Source organism: Candidatus Methanoperedens nitratireducens (assembly GCF_900196725.1).
Taxonomy (GTDB): Archaea; Halobacteriota; Methanosarcinia; order Methanosarcinales; family Methanoperedenaceae; genus Methanoperedens; species Methanoperedens nitroreducens_A.
On record NZ_FZMP01000084.1, the window covers coordinates 1 to 20,016 of the forward strand.

Annotated in this window: 26 protein-coding genes, 1 tRNA gene, 1 other RNA gene and 1 pseudogene; 19 read left to right on the forward strand and 10 right to left on the reverse strand. The window is 45.6% G+C overall.

The annotated features are described in order from the left end of the window. Positions 1–213 (reverse strand): annotated as a pseudogene (locus MNV_RS20115) (ISH3-like element ISMba14 family transposase); the annotation flags it as partial. Positions 214–367: 154 nt separating this feature from the next. On the opposite strand from MNV_RS20115, the gene MNV_RS06270 reads away from it, so the two are divergent. Both MNV_RS06270 and MNV_RS06275 read left to right on the forward strand, forming a co-directional pair. Then, the gene (locus MNV_RS06270; RefSeq protein ID WP_096204543.1) at positions 368–835 is read left to right on the forward strand and encodes a DUF5788 family protein; all 468 of its coding nucleotides are present in this window, start codon (positions 368–370) and stop codon (positions 833–835) included. Positions 836–871: 36 nt separating this feature from the next. Then, positions 872–1,066 (forward strand): hypothetical protein, encoded by a 195-nt coding sequence (locus MNV_RS06275; RefSeq protein WP_096204545.1) that lies wholly within the window; start codon positions 872–874, stop codon positions 1,064–1,066. A gap of 12 nt (positions 1,067–1,078) precedes the next feature. On the opposite strand, the gene MNV_RS06280 is transcribed toward MNV_RS06275, so the two are convergent. Both MNV_RS06280 and MNV_RS06285 read right to left on the reverse strand, forming a co-directional pair. Beyond that, positions 1,079–1,336 carry a MarR family transcriptional regulator gene (locus MNV_RS06280; RefSeq protein ID WP_143311665.1) on the reverse strand — a complete coding sequence of 86 codons (258 nt, stop codon included), beginning with the start codon at positions 1,334–1,336 and terminating at the stop codon, positions 1,079–1,081. A 115-nt stretch (positions 1,337–1,451) separates the two neighbouring features. Next, entirely contained in the window at positions 1,452–2,588 is a 1,137-nt protein-coding gene (locus MNV_RS06285; protein ID WP_096204549.1) for a bactofilin family protein, read from the reverse strand. A 195-nt stretch (positions 2,589–2,783) separates the two neighbouring features. On the opposite strand from MNV_RS06285, the gene MNV_RS06290 reads away from it, so the two are divergent. Further along, positions 2,784–3,752 carry a CAP domain-containing protein gene (locus MNV_RS06290; RefSeq protein WP_096204551.1) on the forward strand — a complete coding sequence of 323 codons (969 nt, stop codon included), beginning with the start codon at positions 2,784–2,786 and terminating at the stop codon, positions 3,750–3,752. A gap of 93 nt (positions 3,753–3,845) precedes the next feature. Then, a complete protein-coding gene (locus MNV_RS06295; RefSeq protein ID WP_096204553.1) occupies positions 3,846–4,232 on the forward strand; it encodes a 30S ribosomal protein S8e in 387 nt (128 codons plus the stop codon). Here the strand turns inward: MNV_RS06295 and MNV_RS06300 are convergent. The 4 genes from MNV_RS06300 to MNV_RS06315 all read right to left on the reverse strand — a co-directional run bounded on the left by MNV_RS06300 (position 4,213) and on the right by MNV_RS06315 (position 6,755). Next, positions 4,213–5,259 carry a geranylgeranyl reductase family protein gene (locus MNV_RS06300; protein ID WP_096204554.1) on the reverse strand — a complete coding sequence of 349 codons (1,047 nt, stop codon included), beginning with the start codon at positions 5,257–5,259 and terminating at the stop codon, positions 4,213–4,215. The two genes, MNV_RS06295 and MNV_RS06300, sit on opposite strands and share 20 nt — an antisense overlap. After that, on the reverse strand, positions 5,244–5,987 hold the full coding sequence (locus MNV_RS06305; protein WP_096204555.1) for a lipoate--protein ligase family protein: 744 nt from the start codon (positions 5,985–5,987) through the stop codon (positions 5,244–5,246). Before MNV_RS06305 ends, MNV_RS06300 begins: the two co-directional genes overlap by 16 nt. Position 5,988: 1 nt before the next feature. Further along, entirely contained in the window at positions 5,989–6,282 is a 294-nt protein-coding gene (locus MNV_RS06310) for a lipoate protein ligase C-terminal domain-containing protein (RefSeq protein WP_096204556.1), read from the reverse strand. 77 nt (positions 6,283–6,359) lie between these two features. After that, positions 6,360–6,755: a hypothetical protein gene (locus MNV_RS06315; RefSeq protein ID WP_256999971.1), complete on the reverse strand. Its 396-nt coding sequence runs from the start codon at positions 6,753–6,755 to the stop codon at positions 6,360–6,362. A 113-nt stretch (positions 6,756–6,868) separates the two neighbouring features. Between MNV_RS06315 and MNV_RS19435 the strand changes: the two genes are divergently transcribed. Together MNV_RS19435 and MNV_RS06320 are read left to right on the forward strand one after the other, a co-directional pair. Further along, positions 6,869–7,027, forward strand: coding sequence for a hypothetical protein (locus MNV_RS19435; RefSeq protein WP_179293835.1), 159 nt, complete (start codon positions 6,869–6,871; stop codon positions 7,025–7,027). Between the two features lie 145 nt (positions 7,028–7,172). Then, positions 7,173–9,884, forward strand: coding sequence for a bifunctional acetate--CoA ligase family protein/GNAT family N-acetyltransferase (locus MNV_RS06320; RefSeq protein WP_096204557.1), 2,712 nt, complete (start codon positions 7,173–7,175; stop codon positions 9,882–9,884). 48 nt (positions 9,885–9,932) lie between these two features. On the opposite strand, the gene MNV_RS06325 is transcribed toward MNV_RS06320, so the two are convergent. Further along, a complete protein-coding gene (locus MNV_RS06325; RefSeq protein WP_096204647.1) occupies positions 9,933–10,169 on the reverse strand; it encodes a transcriptional regulator in 237 nt (78 codons plus the stop codon). A gap of 58 nt (positions 10,170–10,227) precedes the next feature. On the opposite strand from MNV_RS06325, the gene ffs reads away from it, so the two are divergent. From ffs to MNV_RS06340, 3 genes are all read left to right on the forward strand, one after another. After that, positions 10,228–10,540: signal recognition particle sRNA (gene ffs / locus MNV_RS06330), an RNA gene on the forward strand. A 154-nt stretch (positions 10,541–10,694) separates the two neighbouring features. Next, positions 10,695–11,090, forward strand: coding sequence for a carboxymuconolactone decarboxylase family protein (locus MNV_RS06335; protein WP_096204559.1), 396 nt, complete (start codon positions 10,695–10,697; stop codon positions 11,088–11,090). A 205-nt stretch (positions 11,091–11,295) separates the two neighbouring features. After that, positions 11,296–11,382, forward strand: a tRNA-Ser gene (locus MNV_RS06340). Positions 11,383–11,894: 512 nt separating this feature from the next. On the opposite strand, the gene MNV_RS06345 is transcribed toward MNV_RS06340, so the two are convergent. Then, a complete protein-coding gene (locus tag MNV_RS06345) occupies positions 11,895–12,125 on the reverse strand; it encodes an HNH endonuclease (RefSeq protein WP_096204561.1) in 231 nt (76 codons plus the stop codon). 361 nt (positions 12,126–12,486) lie between these two features. Here MNV_RS06345 and MNV_RS06350 point away from each other — a divergent pair, with 361 nt between their 5' ends. The 9 genes from MNV_RS06350 (at position 12,487) to MNV_RS20585 (ending at position 19,255) form a co-directional block, all read left to right on the forward strand. After that, a complete protein-coding gene (locus tag MNV_RS06350; protein ID WP_143311666.1) occupies positions 12,487–13,296 on the forward strand; it encodes a hypothetical protein in 810 nt (269 codons plus the stop codon). Positions 13,297–13,422: 126 nt separating this feature from the next. Further along, positions 13,423–13,911 carry a TspO/MBR family protein gene (locus MNV_RS06355; RefSeq protein ID WP_096204649.1) on the forward strand — a complete coding sequence of 163 codons (489 nt, stop codon included), beginning with the start codon at positions 13,423–13,425 and terminating at the stop codon, positions 13,909–13,911. Between the two features lie 10 nt (positions 13,912–13,921). Next, entirely contained in the window at positions 13,922–14,866 is a 945-nt protein-coding gene (locus MNV_RS06360) for an ADP-ribosylglycohydrolase family protein (RefSeq protein WP_096204564.1), read from the forward strand. A 65-nt stretch (positions 14,867–14,931) separates the two neighbouring features. Beyond that, a complete protein-coding gene (gene cobD / locus MNV_RS06365) occupies positions 14,932–16,344 on the forward strand; it encodes a threonine-phosphate decarboxylase CobD (protein ID WP_096204566.1) in 1,413 nt (470 codons plus the stop codon). 5 nt (positions 16,345–16,349) lie between these two features. Continuing rightward, positions 16,350–17,264 carry a cobalamin biosynthesis protein gene (locus MNV_RS06370; RefSeq protein WP_096204568.1) on the forward strand — a complete coding sequence of 305 codons (915 nt, stop codon included), beginning with the start codon at positions 16,350–16,352 and terminating at the stop codon, positions 17,262–17,264. A gap of 89 nt (positions 17,265–17,353) precedes the next feature. Beyond that, a complete protein-coding gene (gene cobZ, locus MNV_RS06375) occupies positions 17,354–17,869 on the forward strand; it encodes an alpha-ribazole phosphatase CobZ (RefSeq protein WP_179293836.1) in 516 nt (171 codons plus the stop codon). Next, the gene (cobS, locus tag MNV_RS06380) at positions 17,866–18,633 is read left to right on the forward strand and encodes an adenosylcobinamide-GDP ribazoletransferase (protein WP_096204570.1); all 768 of its coding nucleotides are present in this window, start codon (positions 17,866–17,868) and stop codon (positions 18,631–18,633) included. Before cobZ ends, cobS begins: the two co-directional genes overlap by 4 nt. Then, positions 18,621–18,866: an NTP transferase domain-containing protein gene (locus MNV_RS20580; RefSeq protein ID WP_256999972.1), complete on the forward strand. Its 246-nt coding sequence runs from the start codon at positions 18,621–18,623 to the stop codon at positions 18,864–18,866. The genes cobS and MNV_RS20580 overlap by 13 nt, the downstream gene beginning before the upstream one ends. A gap of 5 nt (positions 18,867–18,871) precedes the next feature. Beyond that, positions 18,872–19,255 (forward strand): hypothetical protein, encoded by a 384-nt coding sequence (locus tag MNV_RS20585; protein WP_256999973.1) that lies wholly within the window; start codon positions 18,872–18,874, stop codon positions 19,253–19,255. Positions 19,256–19,271: 16 nt separating this feature from the next. Here the strand turns inward: MNV_RS20585 and MNV_RS06390 are convergent, their stop codons facing one another. Then, entirely contained in the window at positions 19,272–19,622 is a 351-nt protein-coding gene (locus MNV_RS06390) for an ArsR/SmtB family transcription factor (protein ID WP_096204571.1), read from the reverse strand. Between the two features lie 92 nt (positions 19,623–19,714). On the opposite strand from MNV_RS06390, the gene MNV_RS06395 reads away from it, so the two are divergent. Continuing rightward, positions 19,715–20,011, forward strand: coding sequence for a hypothetical protein (locus MNV_RS06395; protein ID WP_096204573.1), 297 nt, complete (start codon positions 19,715–19,717; stop codon positions 20,009–20,011). Positions 20,012–20,016: the final 5 nt, after the last annotated feature.

Consider the following 20,016-nt stretch of genomic DNA (forward strand, 5'->3'; position numbering starts at 1 on the left):
GGAGTCGCCAGATGGCACATTTTTATCTGGATTCTTCAGTCTGAGATCTATGCTTGCTGATTCTAACGAGTTGGTAACTGATGTGGCTGCGTGCAGAATCACATTCAGTGTGTCTTGAAAACTATACGTTGTACCTTCAGGTAATTTTATTATGTTTGTTTTACTCAATAACTCTGAGGTCATGGCCATTATATCAAGAGGTTGTATATTCATGATCATGACCTCAAATATCAACCGCTTAAAAACATCATCTGAGGATGATTCACTTTAAAATAGATGTGCTGATATTTCATTCACTCGGAAGTAGAGCTATTCGGAAGTACTGCTGATGCCAAAGACTATTTTTACAACTAACCTGAATTAGATAATGATGGTGGAACAAAAGCAACTTAAACTCGATGACTATATCTCTTTAGATGAAAGGGAGCATTTTCTCTCAGAGCTGCACCGGTTCCTTGTATGGGTTGGCGAACCGCTGCCTGATGAAGTTGAAGTAAACGGGGAGACTATAAAACTCCATGAACTCATCTGGCGCTGCATACATAAAGCAGAGCTTTCCGGGCAGGAGAAAGAGCGCCTGATGGAGCTTGTACGCCTGCTTGAGACAAAAGAAAAACACGATGAGGAAGTCCTGCAAAGAGCCAATCTCACACACGAGGAGGCAAAGAGATTATACCATGAATCCGCTGCCCTTATCCGGGCTATTATGGACTTGAGGGAATGTGAAGCCGGAAAGGTAAAATTGAAAGAGTCCGGCGAGGGGGTCAGGCAGAAGATTGATGATGCAAAAAGATGGCTGGTTTTTTTAAAAGGCGTGGGTAAAAAATTCAGTTAGAAAACAATAAGTAAGAGCGCAACAATATATCTAATTATGGGGGATAATGAAGATTTAGAAAAAATTGATGAGATGATAAAGGAAGAGGAGAAAAAAAGCCCTGCGAAAAATGTCCTTGTATGTCCTGTATGCAATTCAACCGATGTTGTGTACTATATCGGGGGAGAACTTGGCTACCAGTACAGGTGCAAGAACTGCGGATACACAGGCGCGTTCATTCTTGAAAAATAAAAGCTCAAAGTGCTACACGTGCAGATCCCCCTCCTTTGCGTCCTGGAAGTTCTTTATACCATACAGGCTCTGTCGCGCATCCTTGAAGTAAAACCGCTCCTCAAGGATATCTTTCTTCTTTAACCTGTCCAGCGCATATCTGACGGTCCTGGGTGGCAAATAGCTTTCCCTTGTGATATCTTTCTGCGTCAATAGTCCGCCCTTCTCAAGTATCTTAAAAACAAGTTTTGCTGAGGGAGGGAGGTTCTCGATCCTGATATCTATGTTCACAATCGGTACACTTTCTTTTTTAGAGCCGCTTTTCGCGGTGGCAAAGACGATCCCTCATTTGGTAGTCACCACAGCAGTTAACGGTGTTAACTCATATATAGGTTTCGGAACCACGCTATCTTTTCCCTCTCAACTTCAGGTAAGCCTCATAGCCAGTCAGGACAATAGCCCCAAGACCGAGCAAAATAATTACGAGATGTATTAATATCCCCAGGATCGGCAGGTTAATCCCGATAACTACTATCAATAGCCCGATAGCAAGTATCAGAGCCTTATGCCATGTCTCTTTTTTCAGTCTTCCCAGTACGTACCGTCCTATCCAGAGCCCAACAAAAATCCTGCTCACATATACTGCAATAATCCATATTACTATCAATACCAAACCCAGAGGTATCCCGATAATAGTTATCAGGAGTATCACAGCAACTATAGGCGCTATGATCAGGAACAGGATTCCCCATAAGATATTTTTTAATGGCTTAATAGAGACGTTATCAGAAATCTTCCGGGTTATCTGCGGAGCTATGGTCAGGAGCACTATCCCTGTCAATAAAAGCCAGAAATACGATAGTATTATGCCGACTATTCCTGATAAGAAACCTTTCCTCTCTGACTCAGGCGTCTCTTTGTGGATAGTCTTCCCGGAAATAGTTCCAGAGATCTGCGCAGGTCCCGGGGCTGTATATTCAAGATTCCCGCCTATTTTTGCGCCGGGCAGGATTCTCAGTTCATTACTGATATTCACCGTCACATTGCCTGCCGTTGTACCCTTCATTTCCATATTCGAGGCGCCGCCGTTGATGTTCCCGTTTACCATTCCCTCAATGGCTGCATTGCCGGCGCCTATGGTCAGATCCCTATTTACTCTTGCGCCTCTCCCTAATACGAGGTCGCCGCCAAAGACAAGAGCATTATCCCCGACATTCCCGTCAAGTGAAATAGTGCCGCCTGCTATCCTTATATCATTTGCGATATTGCCATTGACCAAAACCGAACCTCCGAAAGCCGCAAGACTTCCGTTCACGGTCCCATTTACTCTTATTTCACCTGCAGCAGCGACGAGGTCTCCATTAATAGTACCTTCCACGATTATTGAACTTCCTGCCAAGTAAAGGTCATCGTTTATTACCTGGTCTTTTGTGATTACCAGTCTCTCCCCTGCCCTGAATTCTGAGGCGCTCGCTGCTAATGAATATGCAAATAAAATAATAATCAAAGTAACGAAAAACCTGATGGAATATTTTAATATCATACCACTCACCATTCAAAATAGGTTCATGATAGTATTAAAAGCTCTGCCATGCCCGTATCTATGAGAAGCCTGTTATAAACAGTAAAAACTAAAATTAAATTTAATAAATCCTAGTAAACTGAATTAAACCAGAAAAACTCTCGCTATTTTTATATTATCTAACTATTAATATTTCATCAATATATCGGTGGAGATATGAAAACAAAAACCTGCAATATCTTTTACAGAGGGAAAGCCCCTGGAAGAGCAATAGGAATAACTATGCTGGTATTATTACTGGCAGGAAATGCAAGTGCGCTGTATGATAGCGAAGCACAATCCTTTCTCGGCATTATCAATAACTACCGTGCACAGAATAATCTTGGACCTCTCAGTATCGATGCTGCGCTCCAGGATAGCGCAAACTGGATGAGCAATGATATGCTCACAAGTTGCATCGCCGGAAGGTATACCTGCTCTCATACGGATTCGACCGGGCGCACGTTCGACCAGCGTCTCAGGGACTTCGGTTATCCTGCAGGCACAACCGCCTCTGCAGGGGAGAACTTAGCCTGGGGATATAACGGCGGAGCGACTACAGCGCAGCAGGTATTTAATCTCTGGAAGAACAGCCCCGGTCATAATGCAAACATGCTCGGCAGTTCCTACGTAGCAATAGGGATCTCACGCGGCTGCAGCGGCGGCAATTGCGCATGGGTGACAGATTTTGGGAGCAAGATCGTGAAGCCTTACAATCCGACACCGACTCCTACCCCATCTCCAACTCAGACACCTGCGCCGGCTCCAACGCCAACTCCAGCCCCGACCCCGATTCCAACTTTAACCCCGAGTCCAACCCCCATACCGGCAGCCGGCAGTATCTCCGGGTATAGTATCAACGATATCAACGGGAATGGAAAATGGGATACGGGAGAAAAAGGTCTGCAAGGATGGACCATCAAATTGACCGGCACAAGTAAAGAAGGCACGTACATCAAAAAAGAGATGCTCACCGATACCGCAGGATTCTATAAGTTCCAAAATATTCCTGCAGGAAGATACACAATTAGCGAGAGACTTAATGAAGGCTTTGTACCAACCGGCTCTTCCATTTATATAATCTCGCTGGCTGTCGGCGGGGATTCGGTAAATAACAATTTCATGGCAAAGAATATCAATTTTTGATTTTTTACAATATCTTATGAAAGCGAAAGCTTTTATTACAGAACTGCATTAAGAAGAAAACCTTTTAATAACTTATGATCAAAGAGGATTAATATGAGATGGCAAGGCAAACCAGGACGCAAATATACAGGCGGCAGGATAATACGCTCAAGAGCCAAAAAGCGATTTGAACTCGGCGGTGAGGATACAAATACCCTTCTTGGCGAAACTAACAGGAAGACAGCAAAAATCATGGGCGGATGTAAGAAAGTACGGCTTTTAAAGGCGAACACAGCAATAGTTACAGACCCTAAGACAAAAATCTCAAAGACTGTAAAGATACAGACCGTATCGGGAAATCCTGCCAACATACACTACATCAGGCGAAATATCCTGACAAAAGGTGCGATAATCAAAACAGAGCTCGGGAGCGCCCGCATCACAAACAGGCCTGGGCAGGAAGGCAGCGTGAACGCGGTGCTTATTCCCAGTACTGCTTAAAAGTCACCCACAGCTCTGGCAGTTGCTCCTGCAATAACTCGTTCGAGGCGCATGCCTCAAGCTTTTTTCTTTTTTCAAGAGACCGGGACAGCGGTCTTCCGAGAAGCTTTTTAATTCTTACTTCGTAATCCGCAAGATGCCCGAGATCATCATTTTCAAGCGCTTTTATAATCGCCTTACCCGCCATCTCCCCCGCGAGCATCGCGTTATTGATACCCGCGCCCGTGACCGGGTCAGCCATACCCGCACTGTCGCCGACAAGCAGCGTGTTCCCGAAGCAAAGTCGCTCGCGCAGCCCGCCAACCGGCAGGGCGCCTGTAATATACTCTGTTTTCGTGCCGCCAAGCCGCTTTGCAACTGGCGAATTATCGATAAAATCATCCAGATATGAACGAGGGGATTTTCCTTTCGTGATACCAACACCCACTTTCGCTGAGCCCCCCCCTGTGGGGTAAATCCATACATACCCGCCGGGCGCGTAATCGGCATTAAAAAATATCTCGCACATCCCGGGTATAAGCTCTATCCCTTTTAAGTGGTACTGCGCACAGACCGCGAACCTCTGCTGCTGCAATCCCAGAAGCGACGCCGTTTTTGAGAAAACGCCATCTGCACCAACGATTATTTTTCCATCTGTAGTTTCATCACGGAACTTAACCCCGTCTGGAAAATTCCTCTCCAATGGCGAATTCCATTTAATCTCCGCGCCGGACGCTTTTGCTTCCAAAGCAAGGGACATATCAAACCGCGGCCTGTCCACCACGAAGCCGTTCAGCTCAAAATCGTGGAAAGAAAGGTCGGGAAAATAAGTACGCATTTTTGTAATCTTTGACTGGATAACAGAGTCATCGGGTAAGTCCGTATTAATCGTATTGCTGATGTATCCTGCACACGGCGACCTGCACGATGCGTTCTTTTCCAGTGTCAGTATGCGATATCCGGCATGCGCCACTGCTGCCGCGGTAACAGAACCGGCAGGTCCGGCGCCAACGACAATAACATCGTATTCCATCAGCGATAAACCCATTCTGGAGAGTAATACTTCGGCTTGAGGCTGTCAGTGAATTCTTTTTCTTTCCTGCTGAGGTTCCCCGGTTTTAACCGGACATGGAAGCGCTCCTCGAATTTTCTTTTCATGATATCCCTGACCTCCTCCATATCACGCTGCTCCCCAAGCTCGCGATCAAGCCATGTAAGCCCTTCCTTGACCGATGCTATCTTTTTATCCATGAACTTCTCCCTGGGTATATTCGATATCCGAAGCATCTCCTCAATATCAAAATCAAGAAGCAATGTCCCGTTCTGGAGCAGCTTTCCTTCCCAGCGCGTCTGGGCATTGCCCGATATTTTCTTGTTATCCACAACAACATCATTGATCGGGCGGAACGCAGCGTTCAAGCCGTAGTGGATGAGAGTATCTATAAGTACGCCGCATATCTGTTTGTACGATTCGATAATATCAAGCGGGAAAAGGTCATTGTCTATCGTCCCGACAACTCCGTAATTTATCTGCCTGCACCTGTCATCAGAGAACGCTATCCCGCCCCCGCTTATCCGCCGCGTTATGGTGTAATCCTTACACATGGCAAGGTTCAATTCCACATCCGCCTTCTGGAAAAACCCCAGGATTATGGATTTTTTCGGCGTCCAGAAAAAGAAGGTATTTCCTTCATCCCCCTTCAATACGGCTTCGTCCATCGCCATCATGTCGCGTATGTCCACAAGCCCGAAATCTATGAACCGCCATTCTTCCATATTATCCCTCCAGTGCTTTCATTATAGACTCTGTAAAATCAGCCGGGGATGTGCCTGGCGATTGTATCTTCTCTGTTTTATAGGTCTCTTCGATATTTTTCCGGAGATCTTCGCGGTTTGCAGGAACACCTTTTAACCGCTCGCTCACTTTGAAGATAGCCTCCTCGGGGAACAGGAAAAAATCTCCTGATATCGTAATATCTTTAACAATGCCATTCTCCATCGTCACAAATGACCTGATAAGCCCGCCTCTTGATTTATGGATGCCTTGTTTTGTTTTTGATAAATCCATCATAACAATCCTGCATTCGGAAATGGCATGATGATATAAAAAAATACCGCAGCATGGTTAATCCTTAACGGTGTTTAAATTTACTCTCTCGTTTTCCTCTCCCTCAACCAGCCCACAAGTGGCGGCACCCAGCAGAGATTCACAGCGATGGTCTCAAGCGCCGTGTATATCTGCGTCGTGGGACTGAACCCCAGCAACCGGGCCCCAAGCAATCCTGCAGGGGCAATCAGAATGATTTGCAGGCTTGCCAGCATCACCGGATGGCGTGTATATTGTTTGACAGCTTTTAGCCATGAACCTTCTTTTTTCCGGAGAAATAACAAGCCTGAGACGCTCGCTCCTATCTGGTCGCTCATGGCATAAAAATAGCGGTATGAACAGTAGCTTGCCCCATCCGTAGGCTTCGGACATTGAACTTTCAGCCTTGCGTATGCGCTGGCGGATGGAATAGGCTCCTGTCTATATAAAGCAGCCATCTAAATGTTCTGTTATACAAGCTATCAAAACCGTAGCCCTGCATGCTTATTTCGTTCCGAATAGCTTTAATATGCATGCGAACGTAAGTACAGGATGAAGGGGGCATGAATAAATGGATATATTTGAAGTACTGACAGCAATCATCAAAAGAAAGATAATACTTATGCGTACGGGTATCAATGAATATGAAGCCCTGATAAAGGCTGAACTTGATATATCCAGCGAATATCACATACCACTGCTTGATATACAAAAGTTAGTGGGCCAATAAGACGTTTGGGATTGAAATCCTGTAGCGTTCTGACCGATGTTCTGGATATAATCGGTATAGGTTGGACTATCCATTTAAACCAGGACTTTAAAACACAAAGTTTTATTTCACGGTGAATACATACCTTCATAATGGGGACTGTATTATGGTTACGTTAACACTTGACAAAATTTTTAATCCCAAAAGTATTGCCGTAGTCGGAGCCAGCAATGAGGAAGGCACCGTCGGGTACATATTAATGAAAAATCTTACAGAACTGGGGTATAAGGGGGGTGTTTATCCCGTAAATATTCATAAATCTGAAGTGCTTGGAATTAAAGCATACCCTTCAGTAGAGCAGATTCCGGAAGTCGTTGACCTTGCTATTATAGCCACCCCGGCTAAAACTGTTCCTGATGTGTTAGAGCAGTGTGGAAAAGCCGCAATTGCAGGAATTATCATTATATCGGCCGGCTTTAAAGAGATAGGACCTCCAGGCAAAGCATTAGAGGACAGGATTATTGAGATAAAGAAAAAATATGCTTTGCAGATCATAGGACCCAACTGCCTGGGCATAATCCATCCGGATATCAACCTTAATGCAACTTTTATACCCAAGACAATAAAATCCGGCAGTATCGCTTTTATTTCCCAGAGCGGCGCACTGGGCTCGGCAATCCTGGACATAGCTACCCATGAGAACATCGGCTTTAGCAACTTCGTTTCCGTAGGTTCCATGATCGATGTTGATTTCGGGGACCTGATAGATTACTTCGGCACAGACCCGAAAACGATGAGCATACTGATGTATATCGAAGGGATAACCAGCGCCAGGAAATTCATCAGCGCTGCAAGGCATTTTGCAAGAACGAAACCTATCATAGTTATAAAGGCGGGCAGGTTCATCGAAAGCGCAAAAGCAGCAGCCTCGCATACGGGCGCACTTACCGGGGAGGACATGGTTTATGATGCAGCCTTTAAACGTGCAGGGGCGGTACGTGTCGAAGAAATAGGAGACCTGTTCAACTGCGCTGAAGCCCTTGGCAGGCAGCCGCTTCCGAGGGGACCGAACCTCGCAATAATCACTAACGCAGGTGGTCCCGGTGTAATGGCGGCAGATGCAACTATAGCCAGAGGGGGAAAGCTGGCAAGATTAAGCTCCATAACAATAGAAACGCTTAATGCGATTTTGCCTCCCTACTGGAGCCGGAGCAATCCGATAGACATACTAGGGGATGCAAAAGCCGACAGGTACCGGGCTGCTGTGGAAGCGTGCTTCAGGGATGAGAATGTCGACGGTATTTTGATAATATACACCCCCCAGGGCGGGTCTATCCCGGCTGAGATTGCAGAAAGCATAGTGGATATGTGCAGGGCTGAGGGATTCTGCAAGACATACCTGACGTCATTCATGGGTTATGAGGATGTGGAAGAGGCTAACTACATTTTTACTCAAAACGGCATTCCCACCTACTACACACCGGAGCAGGCGGTCGCGACGTTCATGTATATGTACCAGTACAAGCGCAACCTCGAATTGCTCTACGAGACACCTGCAGAACTGCCTGTCGATAGTGTTCCGCCCAAGCGTCCCGTAACAATGACCATTAGAAACGCCGCAAGGGAAAACCGCGAAATATTGACCGAAGCCGAAACCAAGCAAATCCTTGACCATTACAATATCCCGGTCGTTAAAACAATGATCGCAAGGACCGCTGATGAAGCTGTTATCCATGCCTTGCAGATAGGCTATCCTGTAGTCCTTAAAATCCTCTCGCCCCAGGTCATTCATAAAACAGATGCAGGAGGGGTAGCACTTGGCATAAATTCCGAGACCGGCGTCAGGGAAGCTTTTGATACGATCATCCGCCGCGTCAAGGAATATAATCCCGGGGCGCAAATCCAGGGTGTTACCGTGCAGCGTATGATAAGGGCGAAGGGTTATGAACTTATTCTGGGCGCAAGGACAGACCCGCTTTTCGGTCCGGTGGTCATGTTCGGGAGGGGCGGCATCGACGTTGAGCTTTACAGGGATGTTTCTATCGGGCTCCCGCCGCTGAACCAGACATTAGTCAGGAGAATGATGGAGGATACAAAAGTTTACCAGCTCTTAAAAGGTTACAGGGACCTGCCGCCGGCGAATATAGTGCTCCTTGAGGAAATAATGGTGCGCTTTTCGCAGATGCTGGTTGATTTCCCGCAGCTTAAAGAGATCGAGATAAACCCGCTGCTGATAGACCAGAAAGAGGCTTTTGCTCTTGATGCCCGCGCTGTGATAGATAAGGGTCGCGTATTTGCGAAATTTGAGCCGTATGCGCATCTGGTGATAAGCCCGTATCCTGAAAAGTACAAGACTTTCTGGAAGCTGCGTAACGGGCGGACTGTTCTCCTGCGACCGATCAAACCTGAGGATGAACCCCTGTGGCTTGAAATGCTCAGGAATGCCTCCGAAGAGACCATACGTTACAGGTTCTTTGAAACGATCAAGGTACCTCTGGCGCATGAGTTCAGCGCCCGTTACACTAATATTGATTATGACAGGGAGATAGCAATAGTGGCAGAACTGGAAGAGGATGTACAAAGGAAGATGCTGGGCGCAGTAAGGCTTTTTGTTGAACCGGACGGGAAGACAGGCGAAATAGTTTTTGCTGTCGCCGATCCCTGGCAGGGGCAGGGACTGGGATTGAAACTCGTGGACTATATAATTGAGATAAGTAAAGATAAAAATCTTGAAACGATCCATGCGGTAATGCTGCAGGATAACTACAGAGCTATCGGGCTTATGAAGGATATGGGGTTTAACCTTGAATTCCCGGGTGACGGTACTGTGAAAGCCATCCTCAACCTGAAAGAGGAAGAAAAAGCAGCGAACGAGTGAAAAGCCTGCAAAGAACCTGCAAAGAGGTTAACCTCTTGAGCTTTCGGGTTATCTTACGCCCCTGACTGCATGGCAGACCTGTTTCCCCAGTTCGGTCAGTGAGTATTTTTCACCTTCGTGTGCCAGCAGCTTTTTCTCCACAAGTTCTTTTATGCTCTTGTCTGTGCCGACAATACGGGTCGTTTTGGCTATGGTCGCGCTATCCATGGGACCTTTTGAGTCCAGTACGGAAAGTATCTTGTTCGATTTATTGTTGCTTGTAACAAACCCTATTAGTTCTTCCATAGATATTATAACGACCTCAATTGAGATAACTTTATTGCATCTGAGTGCAATATAACCGCGGCGGACTAGCCCGGGTAACTCGGCGTTACCTGTAACCCGAAACCGTCGATAGCGGGGGGCGAAGCCAAGGGAAGAAGTTTTAACTGTTGTCCAACCCGCAATTCTACTGTGAAACCCCGTCCTGTGGGGCTGGCGTCGGTACAGAGGCTTTTCTGAAGGAAGGTTTTTGTATCTTAATCATGGACAAAGGTCCAGGCCCGGAAGGGAGCACACCGCCCGTGAACAACCATCGCTCACGGGGGCGCGGGGCGGAGGCGAAGCTGCGAACCACTGGGCAATGGAAGAAGCTACGACCCGAGGCGTGCCCGCTACTTTTCATCTTATATTCCGGCTGATAGAATATCGTATGTGGCTGTTCCTTCATATGAAATAACATGAAACTAAAATCGTGCCAGCAAAACTTTATATGACATAAGTTATTCATTCTATAGTGGGTGAAAATAAATAGATAAAGGGGGGCAGAATATGACATCATATGAAGAAACAATAAAAGATATAGAAAATACAATGGGAACAGTTCCAGGATTTATGAGGGGCATACCGCCGGATGTATTAGTCCATGAATGGCCAGTATTTAAAAAATATAATCTTGGAGAGACAAAGATACCTGCTAAATACAAGGATCTCATAGGACTGGCAGTTGCAGCAGCAATAAAATGTCCATATTGCCAGTTATTCCATAAAGAAGCTGCGAAGATGAGCGGAGCCACAGATGAAGAGCTTGCAGAACTTGCATATTTAGCAAAAGACACTGCGGGATGGAGTGCAGCTATTCATGCACAGCATTATAACTACGAAACTTTCGAGAAAGAAGTAAGCCGGATGAAGGAATATTTGAAAGCGAAAATGGCAGAGAAGTAGTTTTCAATTTTCATTTTCCTTTTCATTTTCCTTTTCATTTTCCTTTTTATTTTTCTTTTCTTTTAAGTTACCAATAATTTATAGCAGATGCTGATAAACCACCAGTACGCATCTACCGGATAAGTAAAAAGTGTTATATAGCAAACAGGAAATAAGGAAATACCCCAAAAGCTATTTTTTGGATGCCGATGATCCTGTAATCGCTGACGAGATAGCCAAGCCCGGTATGGCGCAGGGTTGCTAACCCTGTGTTCCCACAAGGAACTCGGGGGTTCAAGTCCCCCTCTCGTCGCTTATTTTTCTGACAGATAAATGAAACTGTAAATATTGACTGCAACGGTACTAACACCAAAGATTTTGAAAATTTTAAACCAAGAAAGAATGTAAATATGGGCAGTTGGGAGTGGGGTTGGAGTGTATTAAAAAAAGTTTTTCCCTGCCCATAAGTAGATAGTACAATCTTAATCTATATAAAAGTAACGAGGAGGGGAAGTAAATTTTCCCCCGATGATTCCCCACTCCCCAACCTGCTCCCCTATCTAAAATAAACAAGACTCGTCTATTTTTAGACAATTATATGTTATCACTGCTGGTATTTAAAAGTTTCTACCTTTTTCGGGTAGAGGCATTGCGAAAGCAGGGGATAAGTGCGGATGCTACCATGTCTTCCATAGTTTTGTTTAAATTTATCAGTGGTGGCTGTTTTACCGACTAAGCCCTTGTCCTGCTTTCCATTTGTAATCTGAACCATCAAAGAGCTTAACTTATGCCAGCCGTTTTTTGACAGTTAACGAAATAAGGCATTTAATTTATCAATGCTTTATATGCTCCTACCTGTAGAAACCTCCCTTGTTTGTATGTTTTATTTTGATAACGCCTCTTTTGCCTGCCCATTCTGCACAGGAATATTGTATTGTCCTCTATGTGAGTTCCACCTTTCTGTCTTGGAACAAGATGATGTTTTACGAAATACTTTTTGTCCAGTATTCTTTTACAATTTGGGCATTCCAGTGTTTTTTCGGATAGAGGTTCCATTTTCAGCGTATTTTTAAACGATTTCTTCTATGTTCAAAGTGTACACTTTTTGGGGGTTCACTCCATAATATAATTATAACATCCTGTTATTAAATCCTTTACTTCCTGCTCGTTGAATAAGCAGTATTGCCGACAGCCGCCCCGCCACCCGCCCCTCAAGCACGGCACGCAGTGCGCCCCTGGAATTGTCGATTTTCTATCTCATAATCATCATAATATCATGGAAAACCTTATATCTCCAGAGGGATAACATCTACCACTTGTTTAATATTAGATAGATATGGTCTGGCTTCGTAATCCGAAGAAAAAAATCCAAGATATTCTGATAAAAATCGGAAAGGGTCGAGTAAGTGAGGCTGATATGGCGTCCCTCATGGAATTACTCGGTAAGCAACCGTCCGCAGTACCTGAGGTTATAGAGGTGCTTGCTGATATTTTAAAAAGGGAAAATACAGACGCATACAATGCAGCTATTACGGGTTTAAGTATAATAGCTGAAAAAGAGCCTGAACTGGTAGCCGGCTACCTGGATGCGATTATGGGCTGCATACGGAGAGGGGAAAAAGAATTCCCCGATGACTGGATTCTGGACTCGCTTGATATTCTGATTAAAATCTCTCAAAAATGTCCTGAGAGGATGGGCATTGCGGTACCCGATCTGATTATGTGCCTTGAAAACATAAGCACGGCTGTCAGGGAGAAGTCTTATTTCCTTCTAGCCCTCCTGGCAATTATGAGACCTGAGGTATTCAGGGGTCACTCAAAAGAACTGGTTCGAGTTCTCAACGGTCTTAACATAGATGAGAGGATCTACGCATGCAGACTAATAAAGAAAATCGCTGAGAGAGACCCGAAAATAGTAGAGGATACATATGATGTTCTGGAGGATATGCACCTTAACCATATAGATAGCAATCTGCGTTCTGAGGCTGCATATGCCGTAGAGAAGTTAAAAGTTAAAGAAAAAATCATTAAAAAATCAAGGATTAAGGCGAATAAGATATCCGCAGAAAAGAGAGAAAAAATCAGGGCAGGCTATCTCATAAAAGATGAGTCTGGAGCTTCGAATATACCTTTTTCTGAACTTGCTAACCTTATAGTTCCTAATGAAAAAGATATGAAAGATATACTGAAAGGGCTTGGGCTTAATCATTTGATCAGCAAGAAATAGAGATAAAAATAGAATTATATTTAATAACGTACAATTTATGATACAATGGTATGGGACTCCACAGCATCAAAAACGGACTTAAGCATATAGCAGATGAATGATAAATTGAGTATAAGGAGTGATGAGATGAAACAAAGCAAAATTAATAACATCCTGAAGTTAGTAATAAGCGTAATCGTTTGCCTGTTCGCAGGTTTTATTGGTTCGGTTTTCACATTCCCCTCTATCCCAACCTGGTATGCTGCTCTGACAAAACCATTATTTAATCCGCCTTACTGGATTTTTGCCCCGGTCTGGACGATTCTCTTTATTCTGATGGGTATATCCCTGTATCTGGTCTGGAATAAAGGGCTGCAAGATAAAAAAGTAAAGATTTCCCTGTTCATATTTGGCGTACAGCTAGTGTTGAATGTACTGTGGTCGTTCCTGTTCTTCGGGCTGCATTCTCCGTTTTACGCCTTTTTGGAGATAATTATACTCTGGGCAGCAATCGTGCTTACGATCGTGAATTTTTTCAAGATTTCCAGGACAGCGGGCTTGCTTCTTCTTCCTTATATACTCTGGGTAAGTTTTGCTGCGATTCTCAATTTTTCTATATGGAGGCTGAATCCTTAATTATGAATTTATGTATGTAAAAAAATCGAAAAACAAATACACCGGCTGTATGCTTGGCGCCGCCATCGGAGATGCCCTTGGCAAGCAGAATGAAGGTCTCAGCAGGAAGGAAATCCCCCACAGGGTGACGGATTACGGAAAAACCCCTGAAAGAAGGCCGGGCGGAAAACTCAGGGCGGGGCAATATACTGATGATACTGAACAGATGGTTATCCTGTCGCAATCTCTGATCGAATGCGGCAGGCTCGATGTAGATGACTTCGCGGGCAGGATAGCGCGGTGGGGCGCTGAAGCACAATTAGACCCTGTCAGAAAATCCCTTATCGGACCTTCAAGCTCAGTCGCTATAGCTCAATTGAACTCAGGCGTAAGCTGGAAGGAATCAGGGAGCGACATCCCATCATGCGGCTCTGCCATGAGGGTTGCGCCTATCGGGCTTTTTTATAAGAAGCTGGATGATGTAGAATCGAACGCAGCATTATCATCGCTTCCGACGCATAACAGTAAAATGGCAATTGCGGGCGCTGTGGCTGTAGCTATCGGGGTACGGTGTGCGCTGGAGGATATGGATTGCTCTGATATAATAAAAGAGACTGGCATCAGGGCATCGAAATATGATAAAGGTATTGCAGAGAATATCGAGCTGTCGTTCGTGAAACGAGATGCAGAGCCGGATAAAGTGTTCGCCGAACTGGGGACTTCGTACCTCGTATATGAAACGGTCCCATCAGCCTTTTATTGTTTCTCAAGACACTTTGAAGAACCGGAGGAGGCGATGATCGAGGCTGTCAATGCCGGCGGGGATACGGATTCAATCGCCTGTATCACAGGCGCGCTGTGCGGGGCGCGGCATGGGGTTGAGGCATTTCCGGAAAGGTGGATAAACGGGCTTGAGAACAAAGAAATAATTGAGCATCTTGCGGAGATGATTTTTGAGGCTTCAGCGTCGGTATAAAACCCCATGTTCTTATTAATGTATTCTACAGCAACTTAATATTACCCTCAAACAAAACAGAGCATGTGCCTTTAAAAGACAGAGTCAGGAAAACAGCAGTTGAACTCACACCCTGCACCCACGGCGCAAGGATTGCAGAAAGCGCAGAAGAGTCCGGGAAAAAGCCCGAGGAACTGATAGACTTCAGCGTCAACCTGAATCCTCTTGGACCTCCAAAATTAAAAAAAATCCTTGCAAACGCCTGCGAATCCATAAGCAGCTATCCTGATAACAGGTATCCGGGTTTTAAAAAAGCGGCGGCGGAGTATCTTAAAGTTGCGCCTGAGAACATAGTGCCCGGGAACGGCTCATCGGAATTGATCAGGCTCTTTGCAGAAGCTGTTATCGAGCCCGGGGATAGGGTTCTAATACCATTCCCGACATTCAGTGAGTATGAATTCCAGTGCAGGTTATTCGGGGCAGAGATTGAACAGGTGGATTATAGCAGCATAACCGAGCTTGAGCCTGATGATAACTGCAAGGCTGTATTCCTCTGTAACCCGAACAATCCGACTGGTAAACTCCTAAAACGGGAAGAAGTCCTGCAATTGGCTGAGAAGTGCGCCGGCTTAGAGGTCTTCCTGTTCGTAGATGAAGCATTCATCGAGCTATCAGACCCGGAGCAAAGTATCACCGCATATGCGGCATCGAATGATTTTGTAATTGTGCTCCGCTCGCTTACCAAGACATACGCAGTCCCCGGGCTGAGAATCGGTTTTGCTGTAGCCTCGCGTGATTTCTCATGTCTTTTGAACAATATCCGCCTTCCCTGGAACCTCAACTCTTATGCGCTTGAAGTTGGGGATCATCTTCTTAAAAACAATAAAAACTATTTAGACAGGTCGCTTGAACTGATCAAAAAAGAGCGGCAATGGCTGGAATCTCAGCTCGGAGCTATACGGGGCTTTAAACCATACCCGAGCGACACGAACTTCATTCTTGTTGATATCAGAGACTTCGCGATTAACTCTGCGGAACTGGAAGAACGGATTTTAAGTCACGGCATCATTATCCGCGACTGCACTTCTTTTGGTCTTGAAAACCACATAAGGATAGCAATCAGGAAAAGAAGCGAGAACCGCAAATTGATAAAGGCGGTTTCCTCCGTAATATCAGAGTGGGGCAGCGAACTCGCGGAAAAAGAGATAGGAAAAGCCTTAGAAAGGGGAGTTGCTGCCAGAAGCAGGATAGATTGCGAATACTACCCGTGCCATTTTGAAGGGCAGGACTGCACATTCTGTTTCTGCCCGTTCTACCCGTGCGAAGATAAAAGAACGGGCGGGGAACTCATCCAGAGATCCACAGGCGGGACCGTGTGGAGCTGTGCCGGGTGCAGGCTGGTACATGAAGGGGAGATAGCGGATAAAGTGCTGAAAGCACTGATGAAAGGCAAAAAAATCAGGGAAGTTTGGGAGTTAGTAATGGAGCCTGCTCTGTGATAATTATGGATTTCTGGTTCCAGGTGCTGATTCTTGCAGTGCTGTTAGATGTCCTGTCCGGGGAGCCGCCTGTATTTATACATCCTGTAGTCTGGATGGGCAAACTGACAGGTTTATTCGTGCGCCGCGCACCGGCTCGTCATAGAAAGTTATATGGGCTTTTCATGGTCGTTTTTTGCGTGGGAGTTGCGGCACTGGTGGGATTGTTAGTAATTTCGCTTGGAGAAAATCTTTTGGGTTTGATCATTGCAGCCTTTCTCTTAAAATCAACTTTCTCGATACGTATGCTCCTTATCTCGGCGCGCGGGATACGAAAAGACCTTGATGGAGGAAGGATTAAGAAGGTTAGAAGCGACCTGAAAACCTTCGTGGGCAGGGATACCTCAAAGCTAAATGAACACCAGTCAGCTTCAGCGGTCATAGAATCTGTAGCTGAAAGCTTTGTTGACGGCATCCTATCGCCGCTTTTTTATTTCCTCCTGTTCGGTCTTCCGGGCGCGCTGGCTTTTCGCATGATAAACACTCTGGATTCTATGGTCGGCTACAAAAAAGAGCCGTTCATCGATATCGGTTACGCCTCTGCGCGGCTCGATGACATGGCTAACTGGGTGCCTGCGCGGCTGTCGCTGGTGTTTATTTCCATAGTTTCGGTTTTCTCCGGTAAACCTCTGGAAGCGATCAAAACCTGCATCCACGACCATGATAAGACAGCCTCGCCAAATTCAGGGTGGTCGATGGCTGCGGTAGCAGGCGCGCTTGAAATCAGGCTTGAGAAGGTAGGATATCATGTGCTGGGGGCAGAATATAATAACCCGCGACCATTTCATATCAATAAGGCTGTCAAGCTCGTGGGATTCTCATCGTTTCTTGTGATTGCAGGAATCTTTTTGATAGGGAAGGTGCCTTTAGTTGGATTTTAAAGAGGAACAAATGAAATTATCATCCATAAAAGGAAAAAAGAAAAAAGAACCAGCCGAAAGAAGTCAATGATAAGGATGCCAAAAACATAATGTCTGTACTTGAAGAGGCAGGCATCTCCGGGGAACTGCTGGTCTCTGCAGCCCTGGAGCTCTACGTTCCCCATCCAGGCGTAGAGAACAAAGATATAGCTCAGCAGGTATTTGAAAGAGAGCTGAAACTCGCTCTTTCAGACCCCAATCTATGCATATTGCTATACGCAGGGCTCCTCCTTGAAAAAGAAGGAGAGAAGGGCGAGCTTCCGGGAATGAGCAAAGAGACATTCAAAAAAGACCTGACCTGCCTTATAGTGGATGAAGTGCTTGGCATGAGCATAGCGAAATATATCAGCGGCGACAAGGGTATTTTTGAATACGTGAGATTTGACAAATTAAAACCGGGCATACTGTCAGAACTCGGGCCTTTCATGGATGATGTGATAGCAGGACTTATAGGAGGGGTATCAGCCAACATGTACTCAAGAGGGAAGAGTGACGGCGGAAAAGCAGCAGAGGCAAAGGAAAAAAAGACCTTTCCAAGAAAAAATAAAATCGGGATTGCGGGATGAGTGAATTCCTATCAGCCTTGCGCTCGGGTTTTGGTTTTCTAACGACCATACCTGTGGGCATAACCATGGAAGGTATCGAAAGGCTGATGAAACACATCTATCTTTTCCCGGTCATCGGCGCGGTTCTTGGTATAATCCTTGCTGCCATAGCTTACGGATTCTCGATTCTGTTCCCCCCGATTATTGTATCGGTTGTTATCATTATAGCGATCTATTACCTTACCGGGTTCAACCATATCGATGGTCTTGCTGATTTTGGCGACGGCGTGGCGGCGCACGGCACAAAAGAAAAAAAGATAGCAGCCATGCGCGATACTGCGGTCGGGACAGGCGGGATATTATTTTGTATCGTAGCCATCATCGGTCTATTCTCATCGCTCTTTTCTATAGCTGAAAACAGGTCGTTCCTTCCTTATATTCTTCCTCCGGCGCTGATCGTTGCGGAAACCAGCGCTAAACAGGCTATGGTCACGGTAGCTGCTTTCGGCAGAAGGCTTCACCAGGGCTTCGGGGCGATAACGGTTGATAACACCAGGAAATCAGATTTTATAACCGGGATGATTTTTTCAGGGATAGTCTGTTATCTTTCCCTGGGCGTCTACGGCATTGAAGCATTAATAATATCCCAGTTAGCAGGTCTCCTCGTCCTTAACACGGCGAATCGCCACTTCGGCGGAGTGAGCGGGGATGTCGTGGGCGCCTCCAACGAGATAGGGCGCCTGGCAGCATTGCTCTTTATCGGAGGGCTCGCATGGATGCCGTAGTGATGGCAGGCGGGATGGGAAGGCGCCTGGGGGCAGAGGAGAAGCCTCTCACTGCGCTCTGCGGAAAGCCGATGATATCTTATGTACTTTCTGCACTTCTTGGTTCGAAAAATATCAATCACATCACCGTTGCGACCTCTCCCCGGGTTAAAAAAACAAACCAGTGGCTTTCGGAATATGTGAAGGCACATAAAACGTGTATGTCATCCAGACAAAAGGAGAGGGGTTTGTAAATGATATGGCTTCAGCAGTAGAAGAGGCGGGAATAAAAGGGTGTGTGCTCATAACGATGGCTGACCTGCCGCTTATTACCCCGCAACTGTTAGACAGGATAATAGAAAAATACGGCAATGTTAACAAGCCTGCGCTTTCTGTCCACATGAAGCTTGAAGTGTTCACAAGGCTTGGCATCCGCCCGGATACTGTTTTTCACAAGAACGGCGGTTTCATCGTCCCGTGCGGGATAAATATCCTTGATGCGGACAGGATACGGGTGGAGCAGGAGGATTATAATTTTATCCTTGATTATGAGGTGCTGGCTCTGAATGTTAATACGCAGGCGGAGCTGGCTGTGTGCGAGAGATACCTGGAAAAGTTCAGGGTGGCTAAAAATTCTTGCTAAATCTTCCGGTTCATTGTTATTTGTTAAAGTTTCCCTTAAAAGTTCCTAAAAAGTCCGCCGCTGCCCTCTCAACCCTGTAATACTTGTATTTCGACTGGTTATAAGAACCGATAACGCCGTATCGTTTCATTATAGAAAGGTGATGCGATACGAGGTTCTGTTTCTCTTTCAGTATCGAAACAATCTCACATACGCAGAGGTCTCTTTTGCTCAGTAAGAGTGCGATATTTACCCGTAAAGGGTTACTGAAAACCTTACAGAAATTACATATCTCGATTACCCTATCTTTTGGTATGTCGCTTGACTCGCTCTCAAGACTGGTTATCCATTCCCTGTTAATATCCTTATCCTTGGGGCAGCACTTCATGGATTACTTTACAGCTTGAAATCATATCAATTTTTCTTGATATTGGGATTGTATGCTTATTTCATCCAGTTGCATTTTATCAATGTGTTAGGATGTACGTTGAAAGAATTGAGCAGGTGCTCCCCTGCCTCTCTGACCCCTGGAAACTCCGCATAATCGCCCATCTGAATAGCCCGCCGCCTCTTAAGGAACTTGCGGAAACCCCTGGTGCGCGTTATTCCGAAAGCCTAGGTATTGTAATGGTGCGCCTCGGCAGGCGTGAGGTCAATTTTTTTGCAAGCGGAAAAGTTACTATCAGGGAAGTGGGCGATATTGAGGAGGGGAAGAGACTTGTCAATTCCATACTTGCCATGTCGGCGCAGAAAGCATTGATTAAAGAACAGGTATGATGCAA

Excerpts from the sequence above, each read along its gene's own strand:
- MNV_RS20585 (WP_256999973.1), top strand. The coding sequence starts at position 18,872 with ATGGCTTCAGCAGTAGAAGAGGCGGGAATAAAAGGGTGTGTGCTCATA.
- MNV_RS06335 (WP_096204559.1), top strand. The coding sequence starts at position 10,695 with ATGACATCATATGAAGAAACAATAAAAGATATAGAAAATACAATGGGA.
- cobS (WP_096204570.1), top strand. The coding sequence starts at position 17,866 with ATGAGTGAATTCCTATCAGCCTTGCGCTCGGGTTTTGGTTTTCTAACG.
- MNV_RS20580 (WP_256999972.1), top strand. The coding sequence starts at position 18,621 with ATGGATGCCGTAGTGATGGCAGGCGGGATGGGAAGGCGCCTGGGGGCA.
- MNV_RS06390 (WP_096204571.1), bottom strand. The coding sequence starts at position 19,622 with ATGAAGTGCTGCCCCAAGGATAAGGATATTAACAGGGAATGGATAACC.
- MNV_RS06345 (WP_096204561.1), bottom strand. The coding sequence starts at position 12,125 with ATGGAACCTCTATCCGAAAAAACACTGGAATGCCCAAATTGTAAAAGA.
- MNV_RS06275 (WP_096204545.1), top strand. The coding sequence starts at position 872 with ATGGGGGATAATGAAGATTTAGAAAAAATTGATGAGATGATAAAGGAA.
- MNV_RS06290 (WP_096204551.1), top strand. The coding sequence starts at position 2,784 with ATGAAAACAAAAACCTGCAATATCTTTTACAGAGGGAAAGCCCCTGGA.
- MNV_RS06310 (WP_096204556.1), bottom strand. The coding sequence starts at position 6,282 with ATGATGGATTTATCAAAAACAAAACAAGGCATCCATAAATCAAGAGGC.
- MNV_RS06285 (WP_096204549.1), bottom strand. The coding sequence starts at position 2,588 with ATGATATTAAAATATTCCATCAGGTTTTTCGTTACTTTGATTATTATT.
- MNV_RS06300 (WP_096204554.1), bottom strand. The coding sequence starts at position 5,259 with ATGGGTTTATCGCTGATGGAATACGATGTTATTGTCGTTGGCGCCGGA.
- MNV_RS06350 (WP_143311666.1), top strand. The coding sequence starts at position 12,487 with ATGGCGTCCCTCATGGAATTACTCGGTAAGCAACCGTCCGCAGTACCT.
- MNV_RS06355 (WP_096204649.1), top strand. The coding sequence starts at position 13,423 with ATGAAACAAAGCAAAATTAATAACATCCTGAAGTTAGTAATAAGCGTA.
- MNV_RS06325 (WP_096204647.1), bottom strand. The coding sequence starts at position 10,169 with ATGGAAGAACTAATAGGGTTTGTTACAAGCAACAATAAATCGAACAAG.
- MNV_RS06320 (WP_096204557.1), top strand. The coding sequence starts at position 7,173 with ATGGTTACGTTAACACTTGACAAAATTTTTAATCCCAAAAGTATTGCC.
- MNV_RS06305 (WP_096204555.1), bottom strand. The coding sequence starts at position 5,987 with ATGGAAGAATGGCGGTTCATAGATTTCGGGCTTGTGGACATACGCGAC.
- MNV_RS06270 (WP_096204543.1), top strand. The coding sequence starts at position 368 with ATGATGGTGGAACAAAAGCAACTTAAACTCGATGACTATATCTCTTTA.
- MNV_RS19435 (WP_179293835.1), top strand. The coding sequence starts at position 6,869 with ATGGATATATTTGAAGTACTGACAGCAATCATCAAAAGAAAGATAATA.
- MNV_RS06295 (WP_096204553.1), top strand. The coding sequence starts at position 3,846 with ATGAGATGGCAAGGCAAACCAGGACGCAAATATACAGGCGGCAGGATA.
- MNV_RS06315 (WP_256999971.1), bottom strand. The coding sequence starts at position 6,755 with ATGGCTGCTTTATATAGACAGGAGCCTATTCCATCCGCCAGCGCATAC.
- cobZ (WP_179293836.1), top strand. The coding sequence starts at position 17,354 with ATGTCTGTACTTGAAGAGGCAGGCATCTCCGGGGAACTGCTGGTCTCT.
- MNV_RS06395 (WP_096204573.1), top strand. The coding sequence starts at position 19,715 with ATGTACGTTGAAAGAATTGAGCAGGTGCTCCCCTGCCTCTCTGACCCC.
- MNV_RS06370 (WP_096204568.1), top strand. The coding sequence starts at position 16,350 with ATGGATTTCTGGTTCCAGGTGCTGATTCTTGCAGTGCTGTTAGATGTC.
- MNV_RS06360 (WP_096204564.1), top strand. The coding sequence starts at position 13,922 with ATGTATGTAAAAAAATCGAAAAACAAATACACCGGCTGTATGCTTGGC.